This window comes from Nocardia sp. NPDC127526, from assembly GCF_042672265.1.
In the GTDB taxonomy this organism is placed as follows: Bacteria; Actinomycetota; Actinomycetes; order Mycobacteriales; family Mycobacteriaceae; genus Nocardia.
This window is the reverse complement of record NZ_JBHXVO010000003.1, coordinates 21,683-36,443: the sequence shown is the minus strand read 5'-3', so window position 1 is coordinate 36,443 and position 14,761 is coordinate 21,683. Positions and strand designations below refer to the sequence as shown.

General features: G+C 65.5%; 17 protein-coding genes. 7 read left to right on the top strand and 10 right to left on the bottom strand.

Features of this window, described 5'->3' with window-relative positions:
- Window positions 1-22 precede the first annotated feature (22 nt).
- Together ACFVIV_RS06310 and ACFVIV_RS06305 are read left to right on the top strand one after the other, a co-directional pair.
- Window positions 23-478, top strand: coding sequence for an SRPBCC family protein (locus ACFVIV_RS06310; RefSeq protein ID WP_379193740.1), 456 nt, complete (start codon window positions 23-25; stop codon window positions 476-478).
- A gap of 82 nt (window positions 479-560) precedes the next feature.
- Window positions 561-974 (top strand): spore germination protein GerW family protein, encoded by a 414-nt coding sequence (locus ACFVIV_RS06305; RefSeq protein ID WP_379193739.1) that lies wholly within the window; start codon window positions 561-563, stop codon window positions 972-974.
- A gap of 22 nt (window positions 975-996) precedes the next feature.
- On the opposite strand, the gene ACFVIV_RS06300 is transcribed toward ACFVIV_RS06305, so the two are convergent.
- The 4 genes from ACFVIV_RS06300 to ACFVIV_RS06285 form a co-directional block, all read right to left on the bottom strand.
- Window positions 997-1,908 carry an alpha/beta fold hydrolase gene (locus ACFVIV_RS06300; protein WP_379193738.1) on the bottom strand — a complete coding sequence of 304 codons (912 nt, stop codon included), beginning with the start codon at window positions 1,906-1,908 and terminating at the stop codon, window positions 997-999.
- 4 nt (window positions 1,909-1,912) lie between these two features.
- Window positions 1,913-2,560, bottom strand: a complete 648-nt coding sequence (locus ACFVIV_RS06295; protein ID WP_379193737.1) for a dihydrofolate reductase family protein — start codon at window positions 2,558-2,560, stop codon at window positions 1,913-1,915.
- Between the two features lie 37 nt (window positions 2,561-2,597).
- A complete protein-coding gene (locus tag ACFVIV_RS06290) occupies window positions 2,598-3,371 on the bottom strand; it encodes an alpha/beta fold hydrolase (RefSeq protein ID WP_379193736.1) in 774 nt (257 codons plus the stop codon).
- A gap of 264 nt (window positions 3,372-3,635) precedes the next feature.
- Window positions 3,636-4,529, bottom strand: a complete 894-nt coding sequence (locus tag ACFVIV_RS06285) for a LysR family transcriptional regulator (RefSeq protein ID WP_379193735.1) — start codon at window positions 4,527-4,529, stop codon at window positions 3,636-3,638.
- Between the two features lie 142 nt (window positions 4,530-4,671).
- Here ACFVIV_RS06285 and ACFVIV_RS06280 point away from each other — a divergent pair, with 142 nt between their 5' ends.
- Window positions 4,672-5,214, top strand: coding sequence for a dihydrofolate reductase family protein (locus ACFVIV_RS06280; RefSeq protein ID WP_379193734.1), 543 nt, complete (start codon window positions 4,672-4,674; stop codon window positions 5,212-5,214).
- Between the two features lie 53 nt (window positions 5,215-5,267).
- Here ACFVIV_RS06280 and ACFVIV_RS06275 read toward each other — a convergent pair whose 3' ends face one another.
- Complete coding sequence (locus ACFVIV_RS06275) at window positions 5,268-5,900, bottom strand: NAD(P)-dependent oxidoreductase (RefSeq protein WP_379193733.1); 633 nt, start codon at window positions 5,898-5,900, stop codon at window positions 5,268-5,270.
- A gap of 81 nt (window positions 5,901-5,981) precedes the next feature.
- Between ACFVIV_RS06275 and ACFVIV_RS06270 the strand changes: the two genes are divergently transcribed.
- The gene (locus tag ACFVIV_RS06270) at window positions 5,982-6,554 is read left to right on the top strand and encodes a TetR/AcrR family transcriptional regulator (protein ID WP_379193732.1); all 573 of its coding nucleotides are present in this window, start codon (window positions 5,982-5,984) and stop codon (window positions 6,552-6,554) included.
- A gap of 141 nt (window positions 6,555-6,695) precedes the next feature.
- The gene (locus ACFVIV_RS06265) at window positions 6,696-7,778 is read left to right on the top strand and encodes a CSLREA domain-containing protein (protein ID WP_379193731.1); all 1,083 of its coding nucleotides are present in this window, start codon (window positions 6,696-6,698) and stop codon (window positions 7,776-7,778) included.
- Window positions 7,779-7,920: 142 nt separating this feature from the next.
- On the opposite strand, the gene ACFVIV_RS06260 is transcribed toward ACFVIV_RS06265, so the two are convergent.
- Window positions 7,921-8,553: a TetR/AcrR family transcriptional regulator gene (locus ACFVIV_RS06260; RefSeq protein WP_379193730.1), complete on the bottom strand. Its 633-nt coding sequence runs from the start codon at window positions 8,551-8,553 to the stop codon at window positions 7,921-7,923.
- Between the two features lie 91 nt (window positions 8,554-8,644).
- On the opposite strand from ACFVIV_RS06260, the gene ACFVIV_RS06255 reads away from it, so the two are divergent.
- Both ACFVIV_RS06255 and ACFVIV_RS06250 read left to right on the top strand, forming a co-directional pair.
- The gene (locus ACFVIV_RS06255; RefSeq protein ID WP_379193729.1) at window positions 8,645-9,895 is read left to right on the top strand and encodes an FAD-dependent oxidoreductase; all 1,251 of its coding nucleotides are present in this window, start codon (window positions 8,645-8,647) and stop codon (window positions 9,893-9,895) included.
- Entirely contained in the window at window positions 9,888-10,250 is a 363-nt protein-coding gene (locus tag ACFVIV_RS06250; RefSeq protein ID WP_379193728.1) for a DUF4267 domain-containing protein, read from the top strand. The genes ACFVIV_RS06255 and ACFVIV_RS06250 overlap by 8 nt, the downstream gene beginning before the upstream one ends.
- Window positions 10,251-10,490: 240 nt before the next feature.
- Here the strand turns inward: ACFVIV_RS06250 and ACFVIV_RS06245 are convergent, their stop codons facing one another.
- The 4 genes from ACFVIV_RS06245 to rpsR all read right to left on the bottom strand — a co-directional run bounded on the left by ACFVIV_RS06245 (window position 10,491) and on the right by rpsR (window position 14,730).
- Complete coding sequence (locus tag ACFVIV_RS06245) at window positions 10,491-11,834, bottom strand: LAGLIDADG family homing endonuclease (protein ID WP_379193727.1); 1,344 nt, start codon at window positions 11,832-11,834, stop codon at window positions 10,491-10,493.
- 104 nt (window positions 11,835-11,938) lie between these two features.
- A complete protein-coding gene (gene dnaB / locus ACFVIV_RS06240) occupies window positions 11,939-13,333 on the bottom strand; it encodes a replicative DNA helicase (protein ID WP_379193726.1) in 1,395 nt (464 codons plus the stop codon).
- Between the two features lie 656 nt (window positions 13,334-13,989).
- A complete protein-coding gene (gene rplI, locus ACFVIV_RS06235) occupies window positions 13,990-14,445 on the bottom strand; it encodes a 50S ribosomal protein L9 (protein WP_379193725.1) in 456 nt (151 codons plus the stop codon).
- A gap of 15 nt (window positions 14,446-14,460) precedes the next feature.
- Entirely contained in the window at window positions 14,461-14,730 is a 270-nt protein-coding gene (gene rpsR, locus ACFVIV_RS06230) for a 30S ribosomal protein S18 (protein WP_379193724.1), read from the bottom strand.
- Window positions 14,731-14,761 lie beyond the last annotated feature (31 nt).

Here is a 14,761-nt window from a genome sequence, read left to right as displayed (position 1 = left end):
CACCGAGTGCTTCGATCGGGCCATGACCGATGACACTCTCGCCCGCATCGTCAGAGCCACCCGCGATATCGCCGCCGGACCGAAGGAGATCTTCGAACTCATCGCCGATCCGTCCCAGCAGCCGCGCTGGGACGGGAACGACAATCTTTCCGAGGCCGCGGCCGGTCAGCGCGTTCAGGCTGTCGGCGATGTCTTCACCATGACCCTCACCATGGGGCAGGTTCGTGAGAATCACGTCGTGGAATTCGAGGAAGGGCGCCGGATCGCCTGGCTGCCCGCCGAACCCGGCAGCCGGCCGCCGGGGCATCGGTGGGGATGGGAACTCGAGCCGCTCGAGGACGGCCGCACCCGGGTGACCCATACCTACGACTGGACGAACCTCACCGACGAGAAGCGCATCGTGCGGGCCCGGGCCACAACCGCCGATCGGTTGCTGGCTTCCGTCGACAGGCTCGCCGATCTCGCCGAGCGCGGTTAGCCGCCCCGGCGTTCGGTGAACGGCCCAATGACGTTGTGCCACCGGACTATCGTGGAGGGCACTACGGAGAGTGGGGGTCGTCATGACCATTCCGGAGAACCTCGAACAGCACCGATTCACCAGTGACGCGGCCGACGCCGCCGCCCGACTACTGGAACGGCTGACACACGGGCTCGGCGGCCGAGCCTCGGTGGAGGCCGTTTTCGGGGAGCCGATCACGCACGACGGCGTCACGGTAATACCCGTCGCCAGCGTGGGTTACGGCTTCGGCGGCGGCACCGGCAGCGAATCCGGCGTCGAGAAGCTCGCAGGGGGCGGCGGTGGCGGCGGCGGAGTCGGCGCCCGCCCCCTCGGCTATATCGAGATCACCAGCGGCACAACCAGATACCGCCCCATCCACAGTCACTGGATCGATCTCCTCATCCCCTTGGCCGCCATCCTCGCGGCATCGGGCGTGAAAGCCGCTGTGCGCGCCGCCCGCGCCCGCCGCCGATAGCGGCACCAGCCTCGCGGACGCGCTAGCTGGAGGCCGTGCCGAGGAAGGGTTCGAACAGCGGTAGCAGGAGGTCGGCGCGGTACATGATGTCGTAGTGGGTGGTGCCGGGGACCACGGCCAGCGTGGACGCACCGTTACCGGCGCCGGTGAGCCGGGTGACCATCTCCTCGGCGTGGGCGCGGGACAGGGCGTCGGATTCGGCTGTGACGAGCAGCGCCGGCGCTTGGATGGCGGCGAGGTCGGTTGTCCAGTCGTAGTCCTCGCTGAGCAGTTGCCTGGTCTTGGTGACCAGGGCGGGCCAATCGGACGGGTTGGGGGCGCTCTGTGCGTAGACCGCGTGGATGGGGGTGTCGAGCATGGCCTCGGGGTTCATGGCCGCCATTCCCGCTCTGGTTTCCGGAAGCCAGCCGTCGCTCCGGTACGGGGCCGAGGTGACGATCAACTTGTTCACCAGATCCGGGTTGCGGGCGGCGAGCTGGAGTGCGACGCCGCCGCCGAGGGAGTAGCCGAGCACGTCGGCCTTGCCGAGATTCAGGTGGCCGATGAGGCCCGCGACGTCGTCGGCCATCGACTGGTAGCGCAGGGGGCGGTCGATATCGGCGGTGTGGCCGTGCCCCTGCAATTCGACGGCGATGACTTTTCTGGTCTCGGCGAGTTCCGGAAGCAGAGCGCCGAAGGTGGAGTCGACGGTGCTGAGACCACCGTGCACCAGGATGAGCGGCCGGCCGGAGCCGTGGACCTCGTAGTAGAGCCGCAATCCGTTGACCGGTGCGTAGAAGCCCTTGCCATCGGCGCTCGGCTGGTCCGGTTGGCTGACGGCGGAGGTGGTGGCCGTCGCGGCATTGTTGTCGGCGGTGCCGCAGCCGGTCAGCAGGATCGCCGAAAGCGATACGGCGGCAGCGGTATACAGCGTTCTGGTGGAGAGAGCGCGCACGGCTTCACTTCCGATCGTCGGCGGCGGGCCCGCCGGTGAGCTGATCCGCCTGGGGCAGATGGGTTTTGGCCTCGTCGTAGCCGCCTTCCGCGGTGGTTTCGGCCGGGCCGTAGATCAGATGCACGACGCCGGTCGTGAACGGCTGCGCGGAGATCAGGCGCAGCGGGATCTCCGCGCCCTCGTCGAACAGCCGCAGCCCGTGGCGCACGGCAATGGGGTGCACCAGCAGGTGCAGTTCATCGAGCAGGCCGGCGGCCAGCAGTTGCCGGACGATGGACGGGGATCCGCTCATGGCGATATCGGTGTCGCCGGGTTCCTGCTTCAGGGCGGTGACGGCTTCGATCAGGTCGCCCTGGAGCTGTTCGGAATTGCGCCAGGTGAAGGTGAGATCCTGGTGCGAGACAACGATCTTGCGGGCATCGCCGAGGGACTTGGCCATGGCCGCGTCCTCCTCGCCCGCGGCTTCCCGCTCGGGCCAGGCCCCGGCGAAGCTGTCGTAGGTGGCGCGGCCGAGCAGCAGGGTGTCGGCCGAGCCGAGCTGCGCGCCGACGGCCGCGCCCATCTCGTCGTTGAAGTAGGGGAAGTGCCAGTCCTGCGGCTCGCCGATGACGCCGTCGAGCGAGATGAACAAGCCTGCGGTGATCTTACGCATGGTATTACTCCTGATAATCGTGTATTCGAAAGGTGAATTAAGCGTTCTCGGTGAGGAATTCACCGGCGGGCGGGGTCAGCAGCCCGATATTCGGATTGTGGCTCAGCTTCGCCGGCTCGATATGCCGGGCATCGGGCAGCACCTCGGTAATGGCCCGCGCCGCGGTGCGCAGCAGATCGCCGCTCTTGCCGCCGGAAATGACCAGGGTCGGCACCTTGACGCCGTTCCAGTCTTCCGCGCGCAACGCTTCACCGCGCATATACGAGCCCATGATCGCCCAATCATGGGCGGTGGCAGGCGAAGTCGCCAGCAAGCTCTTCCAGAACGGCGTGAACCGCATCATCGCGACGAGCGCGCGCGGCATTCCCATCCCGCTGGTCATATAGAACCGCACGACCTCCGACCGTCGATCCGCGGCGATCAACTCGTGCAACTTGACGTGCAGATCCGCCGGCGGAACGAAGTTCTCGCTGTTCACCACGAACGGCGGCTCGAACGCGACCACCCGGGTGATCCCCGGAACCCGTCCCGAGGCGGCCGCCAGCAAGGCCAGGCCGGCACCCGAGGACCAGCCGAACAACGCGGCCGAGCCGCCGACCGCCTCGATCAGCGCCGCAATATCGTCGATTTCATTCTCGACGTCGTAAACGCCCGGCGAATCGCTGCTGTCACCGCGCCCGCGCCGATCGTAATTGATAACGGTCAGCCGATACTCGTCAGCCAGCTGCTGCGCCAGCTCAACCATTTTCGGGAACTTCCGATAACTGAACGCGCCGCCGATCAGAATCACCGTGCCGGCATCGCCGCCCACATAACGATCGAAGGCCAGCGTGATACCCGCAGGGGTGGTTATGGATTCCATGATCCGATCTCTTTCGTCCGAATGCGCGGTCGAGAACTAGGACGGCGGCCGCCCGCGAAACTAATCGCCGCCGTCGAACCGGGAGGTGTGATCCAGCGCACTTCATGAACTCGTGGCCGGAGGTCGTCCAAGTCGACCACCAGAGCATCGCCGGTACGGAAGGCCCTCGACAAGAAGAGCTTTCGGAACGGATCGTGTAGCGAGGATCAACGATCACTCGCCGGCGGCCGCCTCCTGGATCGTCTCGATGAACGGCTGCACGAGCGGGTTGCGGCCGGCGCTCGGCCACATCAGGCCGTAATCGATCGGCGGCGCGTCGTGGAAGGGAACGAAGACCAAGCCGGGGCGGGAGTGGAAACGCTCGGCACGCGCGGAGACCGTGCTGACGCCCACGCCATTGCTGACGTGCACGAGTACCTCCGGCCAGAAGTTGGTGGCGGGCCCCTGCGGGATCGGGCGGCCGGAGGGGGTGCGGCGGGGGAAGTAGCAGTCCATCCAGTAGCGGGGGATCTTCTCGCCGGCAATGGTGACCAGCGTGGCGTCGGCCAGGTCCTCCATCGAAACCGACTCCCGGCCGGCGAATGGATGCCCTTCGGGGACCATGAGCGACCGCGGTTCGGAGAACATGATCGGTCCGGTGGTGATGTCCGGTTCGGCGATCGGGAACTCGGTGAGCTGGAGATCGACCGCGCCCGACCGCATCCGGCCGAGCGGGTCGGCCAGCTGGATCTCCTCCACGGTGACGACACTGTCGGGATACCGGATCCGGAACAGATCGGTGGCCCTCACGACGAGGTTCCCGCACCAGGGCGCCGAGAATCCGACCGTGATCTCCCGTTTGACATTGTTGCCGCGACTGGCCGCCGTGACGCTCGCCGCGATCTGCTCATAGGCCGGCCGCAGCTCGTCCCGCAGTTGTTTGCCCACCGGGGTGAGGGTCACCGTCCGGCTGTTGCGCTCGAACAGCGGTGCGCCGATCCGCCTTTCGAGCTGGCGGATGGTCTGGCTGATGCGGCTGGTCGTCACATGCAACCGCTCGGCCGTGCGCCCGAAGTGCAATTCCTCGGCAAGGGTGAGGAACGCCTCCAGCTCCATCCGTTCCAGCATGTCCGTCCCTCGCATCGTGAAGCACCGCTCAAGACAGCGTGCCAGATTCCGATCTTGTCCGCCGCGCCCGCGCCGCCCACCCTGGAAGGCATTGCACTGGTCTGGAACTGAACGCAATGGACGGAAACGGGGAGGCACGCGGGTGAGCAGGATCGTCGTCCTGATGGACATGTCCGTGGACGGGGTCGTCGAAAACCCCTCCTGGACGGCTCCGTTCTGGAACGACGACCACGCCAGATATCAGCTCGGGCACCTCATGGCGAGCCGGGCGCTGCTCCTCGGCCGCGTCACTTACCAGGCGCTTCCCCGAATGTGGCACGCCCGCAACGAATCCGAGGCGTTCACCAATCGCCTCGACAGGATTCCCAAATATGTGGTGTCGCGAACACTCGACCGCCCGGGCTGGAACACGATCGCCCTGGACGGCGAGTTCACCGCCCAGATCACCAAACTCAAATCCGAACCGGGGCAGGACCTTCTCGCCTACGGTGGCATCACCCTGGTCAACCAGCTCATCGCACACAACCTGGTGGACGAACTCCACCTGTGCATTCACCCTGCCGTCGTAGGCTCCGGCCGCCGGCTGTTCCACACCGGCATCAGCCCCACCACCTGGCATCTGTCCACCACCCAGACCTTCGGCTCGGGAGCCGTCGTCCTCGCCTACCGCCCCGCCACGGTCTGAACGGGGATGGCCGCTCCGGTTGCGGCCATCCCCGTACGCCGTTGTCGCACCGATCAATTGGCGACGTTGACGTGGGCCCGGATTGCTTGCGGCGCACCGATCAGATCGAGCATGCAGCGTGCCAGATCGTCGCGGGTGATGCGGATTCCGAACATGACGTTGCGTTCGACGGCGGTGCGGTAGCTGCCCTTGGCCTTGTTGTCGGTCAGTTGTGGTGCGCGCACGATGGTCCAGTCCAGCCGGGTGCGTCGCACCACGTCCTCGGCTTGCGCCATATCGTTCAGGCTGTGCCGCAGTAGCGGGCGCAGGATCAGCGGTTTCACCACGAAGCGGGTGAACGGTTCGTCGCCGGGGCCCGCGATGCGGGCGCTGTTGCTGATGACGATCAGCCGTCGTGCGCCGGTGGCTTCCATGGCCTTGCAGATGGATTCGGCGGCATCGGTCGTCACCGAGGTCGGGCCCTTTTCCCGGGAGCCCACGGCGTCGAGCACCGCATCGGCCCCGGCGACCGCCGCCTCGATCTCGCCCGGATTCATCACATCGGCGGTGACGACGCGCAGGTTCCGGTGCGAGGGGAGCGTGTGCCGCCCGCGCACCACGGCCGTCACCTCGTGCCCGTCCGCCAGCGCGGTGCGCACCAGCCGGCTACCTGTTCCGCCGGTCGCGCCGAAGATCGTGAGTCGCATTTCGTACCCCTGTGAGGTGAGTAAGTGTTTACTCACCTATAGTGAGTAAGTACTTGCTCACTTGTCAACAGGGAGATTCGGATGAGTGCACGCGACCGCATCCTCGACGCGGCGGCCGACATCATGCGCGAGCGTGGCGTGGCTCGCGCTACCACGCGTGAAATCGCCAGGGCCGCAGGGTATTCCGAAGCCACCCTGTACAAGAACTTCGCCGACAAGGAAGACCTGATCGTCCAGGTGCTGCGGGAGCGCATGCCCGCCCTCGACGGCCTGCAACCGACCCCCGGTGAGTCCACCGTCGAAGTCAATCTCGCCGGCATGGCATCCGCCGCCTCGGCCTTCTATCAACGCGCCCTGCCGCTGTTCGGCGGATTGCTCGCCGAGCACACGCGCATCGCGACCCATCGCGAGCAGATGAACCGGCACGGCGCGGGACCGGGGCGCGCCATCGGGCGCATTGCCGAATACCTCAGCGCCGAAAAGGAACTGGGCCGCGTCTCCGCCGACGCCGATCTGGAGGCCGTCGCCACCCTGCTCGACGGCACCTGCTTCCACCAGGCGTTTCTCCGCTACTACGCGGCCGGTCCCGACGCCGATCCGGTGCCCGGGGAAACCATCGAGCGCCTGGCTCGCACCCTGGCCCGCTCGCTCTGAAGTCCGCACCGCCCGGCGGTTGTGCGTGATGCACAACCGCTTTGGGAACAGTGACGACATTCCGCGATTCCGCCGCCAACCGCAGGCCGGGGCGGGTAGAACGACCGGTGTACAAGCGTTGTTCTGCGTGGGAGCACGTCGATGAGGACTTCATCCTTGGCCGTTCTCGGCACCGTCCTACTGAGCGGGCTCGTCCTGGCCACGAGTCCCGCTGCGGCGGAACCGAATCCGATCGCGACCACATTCACCGTGACCACCACCGCGGACGGCGGGGCGGCCGACCCCTTCGACGGCCGATGCCGCACCCGCACCGGTGAATGCACGCTGCGCGCGGCCGTGCAGGCGGCCAATGCCCGCCCCGGCAGCACCATCGTCATCCCGCCCGGCCACTACCGGCTGACCATTCCCCCGAACCTGCTGAACATCAACGGCCCCTTCATCGACCCCACCACCGGCGACCTCGACCTCACCGCCGACACCACCGTCATCGGCGCGGGGCAGGACGAAACGATCATCGACGCCGGCCACATCGACCGCGTCATGCTCACCACCGCCCGCATCTCCCTCGCGGGCCTGACCATTACCGGCGGCAATACCGCCCAGCGCGAAATCCCCTTCTACGACACCGGAGGCGGCGGCATCGCCAACTCGGGAAAGCTGAAGCTCGACCACGTCACGGTCACCGGCAACGCCGCCGACTACGGCGGCGGCATCTTCAATATTCCGGTCGCCGACCTGACCATGACCGACAGCCTGGTCACCCACAATGCCTCCGGTGAAGCGGGCGGCGTGCGCTGCGACAACACCTGCACCTTCACCCGCACCGTCATCTCCGACAATCGGGTCACCAACCCCCTGCGCTGGTATCGCCCGGGCGGTTTCGCCGGGCGCGGCGGCGGCCTCGATATTCGCGGCATCGGGCAGGTGGTCCTCATCGACTCGCTGGTCACCCGCAATTCGGCCACCGACGGCGGCGGCGGAATCAATATCGCCCCGGCCTATCTGGACACCCTCCCGTACCAGCTGACCGACGCCGTCAACCCCGCCATGGGCACGCTCATCCTGCGCGGGACCACGATTGCCGCCAACACCTCCGCGCTCGGCGATCAGAACTGCAAAAAGGTGTTCGCCCAGATTATTTCGACCGGCGGCAACCGGAGCGACGACGGCTCCTGCGATCTCACCGCCACCGGCGACGAGATCCATCCCGATGCGGGCCGCTGACGCCTACGACGAAAGGCATTAACCCATGGGCTCGTTCAACGTGGGCGACTGGATGACCAATCTCGGCCAGGCCTTCACCTGGGTCATGTCCATGCTCGTCTCCGGCTCCTCCAGCGGCTCCGGCCGCTGAGTACCGGCTCGGTCAGCTGTCCCGCGCCGTCGTGAGGTTGGTGGTGATGCGGTCCACCGTGATCGGCGTCGCGGGCAATGTGGTGGCGTGCTGCGGGGACAAGCCGTCCAGCAGTGTGGCGAGCATCCGGGCCCGCACATCGTCATTGAGTTCACGCGAGATCGTGGGCAGCGGACGGGTCAGCACGGCGAGGAACATGACCAGGTCGGCGGCGCCGACATCGGGCCGCAGCGCACCCTGCTCGCGGGCCGCCGTCACCAGCTTGTCCAGTGCCGCCACGACTTTCGCGCGAGTGGACCGGAATTCGGGGCCGGTTTCGACATAGCCGCCGAGAATGGGCAGCATCGCGACCAATCGCTGCTCGACCACCTGCTCGGCGAAGCGGGTCAGCGCCGCGCGGGCCGTCGGCGCTTCGGTCAGCGCCGCGGTGGCCGCCTCGGCCACCCGCGTCATGTGATCGGTGACCACGCATTCGATCAACGCCAGGCGCGTCGGAAAGTGCCGGTAGAGCGTGGCATTGCCGACGCCCGCGCGATCGGCGATCTGGTCGAGCGGGACCTCCGGTCCCTGTTCCAGGAAGGCCAGCTGCGCGGCGCGCAGGATCTGCTCCCGATTGCGTCTGGCGTCGGCGCGTAGCTCTTTCACGATCTCCCTTATAACCGTGGACTCTTTCCCCGGTTATGTTACGGTACCGATGAAAACGGGGAGATAATCCCCACTTGATGAAGGAGTGTCGATGGGAACGATCCCGAAAAGCTCGGTCGGGTGCGTGGTCGTGGGCGGCGGCCCGGCGGGCATGGTCCTCGGACTGCTGCTGGCGCGTTCCGGCGTCGAAGTCGCGGTGCTGGAGAAATATCCGGACTTCCTGCGCGACTTCCGCGGCGACACCGTGCACGCCTCCACCCTCGGCCTGCTCGACGAACTCGGTCTCGGCGACCGCTTCGCGGCCCTCCCGCAGCAGCGGGAACAGCGGCTCACCATGCAATTCGACGACGGCGTCGTCACCGAGGACTTCAGCCGCCTGCCCGGCCGCCACCAGCACATCGCCCTGGTGCCGCAATGGGACTTCCTCAACCTGCTCGCCGATACCGCGGCCGCCTCGCCGAATTTCCATCTCGCGCAGGACGCCGAGGTGAACGACCTGATCACGGTCGACGGCCAGGTCCGCGGCGTGCGCTACCTGGACAAGAACACCGGCGACACCCACGAGCTCACCGCACCCCTCGTGGTCGCCGCCGACGGCCGCCACTCCACCGTCCGCCGCCTGGCCGGCCTGCAACCACGCGGCTCCGCCACCCCGCACGACTGCCTCTACATCCGAATCCCCCGCGCCGCAGGCGATCCCGACCACACCGTACTGCGCTTCTCCGCCACCGGCGGCCTCATCATGATCAACCGCGGCGACTACTGGCAGGCCGCCCTGCTGATCGGCAAGGGCACCGCCGACTTCGCCCGCGCCGACAACGCCGCCTGGGTACGCCGCACCATCTCCCGCCTGGCCCCCTACACCGCCGACCGCATGACGGCCCTCGACCCCACCACCATCGCCTCCCTCGAAATCCGCATCGACCGCCTGGACCAATGGTGGATTCCGGGCGCCCTCCTCATCGGCGACGCCGCCCACGCCATGTCCCCCATCGCCGGCGTAGGCATCAACCTCGCCATCCAAGACGCCGTCGCCACCGCCCGCATCCTCCTCCCCGCCCTCCGCCGCGGCCACGTCACCACCAAGGACCTGGCCCGCGTCCAACGCCGCCGCCACTGGCCCACCCTGCTCACCCAACTAGCCCAAGAACGCGCCCAGGAACACTTCGTAGCCGCATCCCCCACCGACGACACCCACCCACCCGTCCCCCTCCGCCTCCCCCAACCCCTACGCACCCTCCGCCACTGGAGCGGCTTCCCCCACCTGTTCGGCCGCCTCGTCGCCTTCGGCCTACGCCCCGAACACCTCACCGGACCCCTGAAGCCCCTGACCCATGCGTAACCCGATCTTCCTCACCCTCAACATATTCGCCACCGTTCTCACCATGGCGGTCTCGATCCTGATCCTCATCGACCCCGCCTTCGCCCTGCCTGCCGACACCGAAGTAACCACCGGCGTAACCACTTTCGCCCGCGCCTGCTCCATCCGCTCCCTAGCCGTCGGAGCCGCCCTCCTATTGGCCCTCGCCCGCCACTCCCGAGCAACCGCAATTACCCTCCTCTACGCCACCGCCGTGATCCAGGCCGGCGACGCCACCGTCCACCTCCTCAACGCCAACCCCGCCTCCGCAGCCGCCACCACCCTCGCAGCCCTGGCCCTCACCTCCGCCCACTGGCTGACCCGCCGCCCCGAATAATCCCTTTCACCCCCCACCACCCCCTGCTAGCCTTCTCTCCGCAATGACGACGACGAAGGGTTTAGCAATGTTCCGGCAACTAGTCTCCGCCTACGTGCGGTCCCGCTATGCCGTAGAACGCCGCATCATCCACTCCCTCTCCACCCGCCCCAGCGACTAGCCAGCCACCGCATCTCACCGCAATTCTTTGCACCAGCCGTAACTGCCCCGTTCGAACCTGCGGAGCAGTACGCCAGGCGGTTAGATGTGGATCGAAATGCCTTGCGCCACGACGTTGTCGGAACCGAGCACCCTGATCCCGAAGACTCTCTGCTCACCTAGGGCGGTGATCTCGGCTACGCGGTCCCAGAAGACATCGCTGGTTGCGAGCATCTCAAGTTTCGCGTCTTCTAGAATCGCGGCGGCACGCGCCAGCCGAGATCGGCTTGGCGAGTGTTTCCACATCGTGGAGCCGCAGAACTTGTTTCCCATCGCCGCCTGGAAGTCGCGGTGAGGTATTCGCTTGTTTGCCAATAGGTCTCGGACTCGATTCCACACCTCTTTGGGTACTGTGTCGACGTTCGTATTGCGGGTCTGGGGTTCGAGCTTCAGAAGTACCTCCGCTGTTGCGACGCCTCGTTGGCCATGTACTCCGATTTCCTTCACGAAGGTGAGCTGATCACTGCCTCCCTCGACCACGAGGTGCCAAGAATCGCGGTAACCGAGTTTCGGAACCGTCCGGATGCGGGTGTGCACACCAAACCGGAGTAGCAGTTGAGCTACGTCATCTATGAGCCGACGACTAGTTGATGTGTAATAGATGCGGGCTTGGTGTCCTTTGACGTCCCAGCGAACCGAGCCATCGGTAGCCCAGAGATGTCGGAGAAACAACGCAACCTGATCAGTGGGCAGCGCGAAAATCCGTTCAGGTACGAACTTCTCGTAGCTTCGAAGGCCGAACAGGCCGAGTCCGTCAAGCCATTCCGCAATCGGGTTACGCTTGCCGCGGGCGAGCCGGTAGGGGGCAGGAAGACGCAGCGACGTTACTCTTGCTGCTGCGTAGTCATCGCGGATGGCTGTCACGCCGAAGTGACGCGCTGCAATCGTCACCGCAGCGAGGTTCTCCTCATCGACACTGGCGTAACGCAATGGCTGCCGCTTCACGAAGGAACCGTCGCCGATCATGTGAGCTAGCAGGATCACTTCAGCGTCGACCATGCGCTTGATCCGATCGGGCTCGGGCGCATAACGCGGGATGGCCAGTCGGTCGCCGACAGTTAAGCCTTCCAGTGAAATCCAGCCGTCGACCGTCAGGAACGAACTGCTACGTGTCGTCATGACCTCGCGCCCGGATGCCAGCCGGAGACTGAAGATCTGCTCGCGTCCGCATGGATGCACATCGGCCAATGACCGTGCGACCATTCGCAAGCCCTTGTTGAGTGACCAGACCTCTGGATGATCGTCAACCAACGTCAGCTCATCCAGGGTGGTATCCGCGCCGTTGTCCGCGCGGAGGATTCGGGTGGAGCCTGGCAGGCGGCTTGCCTCGTGATGTTCGGGGAGTATGGCTCGTGCTTTCGTGTGCTGCTCCGTTGATTCGCTCACCTGTTCGAGGCTAGGCACAACGGTTGCGACACGAAATATCAAACATGCGACACGCCAACTGCTTTCAGATATTGCTTGATTTGTCGGCTATGTCGCCTTTTGGGTTAGCCGCGCGCCATGTCGACGAATCGGCTCAAATGCAGCTGATGTGCGACCGTAATTGTCGCAGTGGGACCGTTACGATGTTTACCAACAATGAGGTCTGCTTCGCCGCCTCGGGGGTCATCTCGTTCAAATGCATCAGGGCGATGAAGCAGAATTACCATATCGGCATCCTGTTCTAGTGATCCACTTTCACGAAGGTCGGAAACCATTGGTCGCTTATCGGTTCGCTGCTCCGGACCGCGATTCAACTGACTAATTGCAATTACCGGAACTTCGAGCTCTTTCGCCAATAGTTTGAGGCTTCGGGAAAACTCGGAGACTTCCTGCTGGCGGGATTCGACTTTTTTGCCGGAGGTCATCAGCTGGAGGTAGTCTACCACGACGAGCCGCAGGTCATGGCGCTGTTTCAGGCGGCGGGCCTTGGCTCGGATCTCCATCATCGTGAGGTTCGGGGAATCGTCGACGAACAGCGGAGCCTCGCTGATTTCGCTCATTCGGCGGGCGAGTTTCGTCCAGTCGTCGTCGCTCATGCGGCCGGAGCGCATATCGCCGAGTTTGATTTTCGCTTCGGCGGATAGGAGGCGCATGACGATTTCGGTGCGGCTCATTTCGAGGGAGAAGATGACGCTCGCCAAGCCGTGCTTGATCGAGCAGCTCCGCATGAAATCCATTCCCAGGGTCGATTTTCCTACGCCCGGCCGCGCCGCGACGATGATCATCTGGCCGGGGTGCAGGCCATTGGTTAGTTCGTCGAGTTCGGTGAAGCCGGTGGGGACGCCGAGGGAGATGCCGCCGCGGCTGGCGATGGAGTCGATTTCGTCCATCGTCGGCTGGAGGAGTTCCTCCAGGGGCATGAAGTCTTCGCTGGAGCGGCGTTCGGTGACGTCGTAGAGCTCGGCTTGGGCTCGGTCCACTACTTCGGCTACGTCTTGGCCGTCGGCGCCGGCGTAGCCGTATTGGACGATGCGGGTGCCAGCTTCGACGAGGCGGCGCAGGATGGCCTTCTCCGCAACGATTTCGGCGTAGTAGCCGGCGTTGGCGGCGGTGGGGACCGTTTGGGTCAGGGTGACGAGGTAGGGGGCGCCGCCGATGCGCTTCAGGTCGCCGCGGCGGTCCAGGGTGGCGGCCACGGTGACCGGGTCGGCGGGTTCGCCGCGGCCGTAGAGGTCGAGGACGGCGTCGTAGACGGCCTGGTGTGCGGGGCGGTAGAAGTCGCCGGGGCGGATGACCTCGACCACGTCGGCGATGGCGTCTTTGGAGAGGAGCATGCCGCCCAGAACGGACTGTTCGGCGGCCATGTCGTGGGGTGGCTGGCGGCCGAAGTCTTCGCCGGGGGTGTCCTGGTATTCGGAGGGCCCGTGATCATCGTGGCCGCGATCGTCGATGACTGCCATCAGATCGACCGTCCTCTCTCCTCGGCCCGGATTCGATATCCCTCGATCACCCGTTGTACGCCTGTGCACCGACAGGTTCGGTCAGGCACGCGGGCGGCTCTGGCGAGTCGCGGGCGCGCGTCGGCAAACCCTTGGTGCCGGGTGCTGGGGGTGAGGAATCGTGCCGTCCCCGGGGCTGTGGTCACGACAATGGATGCGACGCTAGGCGACCGGATGGGCAGCTGCCAAACCGAGCTGTGCACACAACTGTGGACAAGGTGGGGGTTGTTCACCCGCTGTTGTGCACCCCCTGTGTATTACTTGGGGACAACAGTGGGTTCGACTGGTCAACGCGCAGGTAGTGACCTATTTCTCGCTGTTCGCAACTGTGGATCAAAACTGTGCGGCGTGTCGCTGGACGGCGCCGTCCGGGCGTGTTGGGTGAACAGCATATGCCCAGCCAGTGACCTGGCACACAACGAGAAAGGTTGGTTTGCTTTGTAATCCACACCCCGGGCAAACGTTGTGAGTCATGCGGGACGAGGACCCCGCCACCGCAGTCCGAGGCGCGAAAAAGCGACTCCCGGGCAAACCGGAAGCACTACCTGGCAAACAAGAATCGGAGACCGCCCTCGCACCGAAGAAGTACGAAGGGCGGCCTCCGAATCGAGACCGAATTACTCGGCGGCGTTGACCTGCAGGTCGAACTTGGCGGCAACGCTCGGGTGCAGGTGCACCACGACGTTGTGCTTGCCGGTGCTCTTGATGTGAGCCTTCGGCAGCTCGATGCTGCGCTTGTCCACAACCGGGCCACCGGCGGCCTTGATGGCGGCGGCGACATCGGCGGCGGTGACCGAACCGAAGAGCTTGCCGGTGCCGGCGGTCTTCACCGACAGCGTCACGGCGGCCAGGCCCTCGATGGCCTGCTTCAGCTCATTGGCGTGGTCCAGGTCGCGCACCTTGCGGGCGTCCTGCGCCCGGCGGATGCCCTCGACCTGCTTCTCCGCACCGCGGGTGGCGACAATGGCCAGGCCGCGGGGGAGCAGGTAGTTACGGCCGTAACCGTCCTTGACCTCCACGGTGTCGCCGGGCGCACCGAGGTGATCCACATCAGCAGTCAGAATCAACTTCATTGCTGTGTTCCCTTCTCAGCGAGCCGTGGACACGTAAGGCAGCAGCGCCACCTCACGAGAGTTCTTGACGGCGACGGCGATATCGCGCTGATGCTGCACGCAGTTGCCGGTCACCCGGCGCGCGCGGATCTTGCCGCGATCGGACACGTACTTGCGCAGCAGCGCGGTGTCCTTGTAATCGATCTTGGCGCCGGCGGTGCTGTTCTTCTTGCCTGCCTTGTCTTCCTTGCAGAAGGTGCAGGCCTTCTTCTTGAGCACCTTTTCGCGTGCCGGTGCTTTGGCCATTGTCTTTACTCCAAGTCTGAGAGCCGTTCTC

What these genes read in the sequence shown, in the direction of transcription:
- ACFVIV_RS06310 (WP_379193740.1), top strand. Translation starts at nt 23, where the DNA reads ATGACCGATGACACTCTCGCCCGCATCGTCAGAGCCACCCGCGATATC.
- ACFVIV_RS06305 (WP_379193739.1), top strand. Translation starts at nt 561, where the DNA reads ATGACCATTCCGGAGAACCTCGAACAGCACCGATTCACCAGTGACGCG.
- ACFVIV_RS06295 (WP_379193737.1), bottom strand. Translation starts at nt 2,560, where the DNA reads ATGCGTAAGATCACCGCAGGCTTGTTCATCTCGCTCGACGGCGTCATC.
- ACFVIV_RS06285 (WP_379193735.1), bottom strand. Translation starts at nt 4,529, where the DNA reads ATGCTGGAACGGATGGAGCTGGAGGCGTTCCTCACCCTTGCCGAGGAA.
- ACFVIV_RS06275 (WP_379193733.1), bottom strand. Translation starts at nt 5,900, where the DNA reads ATGCGACTCACGATCTTCGGCGCGACCGGCGGAACAGGTAGCCGGCTG.
- ACFVIV_RS06270 (WP_379193732.1), top strand. Translation starts at nt 5,982, where the DNA reads ATGAGTGCACGCGACCGCATCCTCGACGCGGCGGCCGACATCATGCGC.
- ACFVIV_RS06265 (WP_379193731.1), top strand. Translation starts at nt 6,696, where the DNA reads ATGAGGACTTCATCCTTGGCCGTTCTCGGCACCGTCCTACTGAGCGGG.
- ACFVIV_RS06255 (WP_379193729.1), top strand. Translation starts at nt 8,645, where the DNA reads ATGGGAACGATCCCGAAAAGCTCGGTCGGGTGCGTGGTCGTGGGCGGC.
- ACFVIV_RS06250 (WP_379193728.1), top strand. Translation starts at nt 9,888, where the DNA reads ATGCGTAACCCGATCTTCCTCACCCTCAACATATTCGCCACCGTTCTC.
- dnaB (WP_379193726.1), bottom strand. Translation starts at nt 13,333, where the DNA reads ATGGCAGTCATCGACGATCGCGGCCACGATGATCACGGGCCCTCCGAA.
- rplI (WP_379193725.1), bottom strand. Translation starts at nt 14,445, where the DNA reads ATGAAGTTGATTCTGACTGCTGATGTGGATCACCTCGGTGCGCCCGGC.
- rpsR (WP_379193724.1), bottom strand. Translation starts at nt 14,730, where the DNA reads ATGGCCAAAGCACCGGCACGCGAAAAGGTGCTCAAGAAGAAGGCCTGC.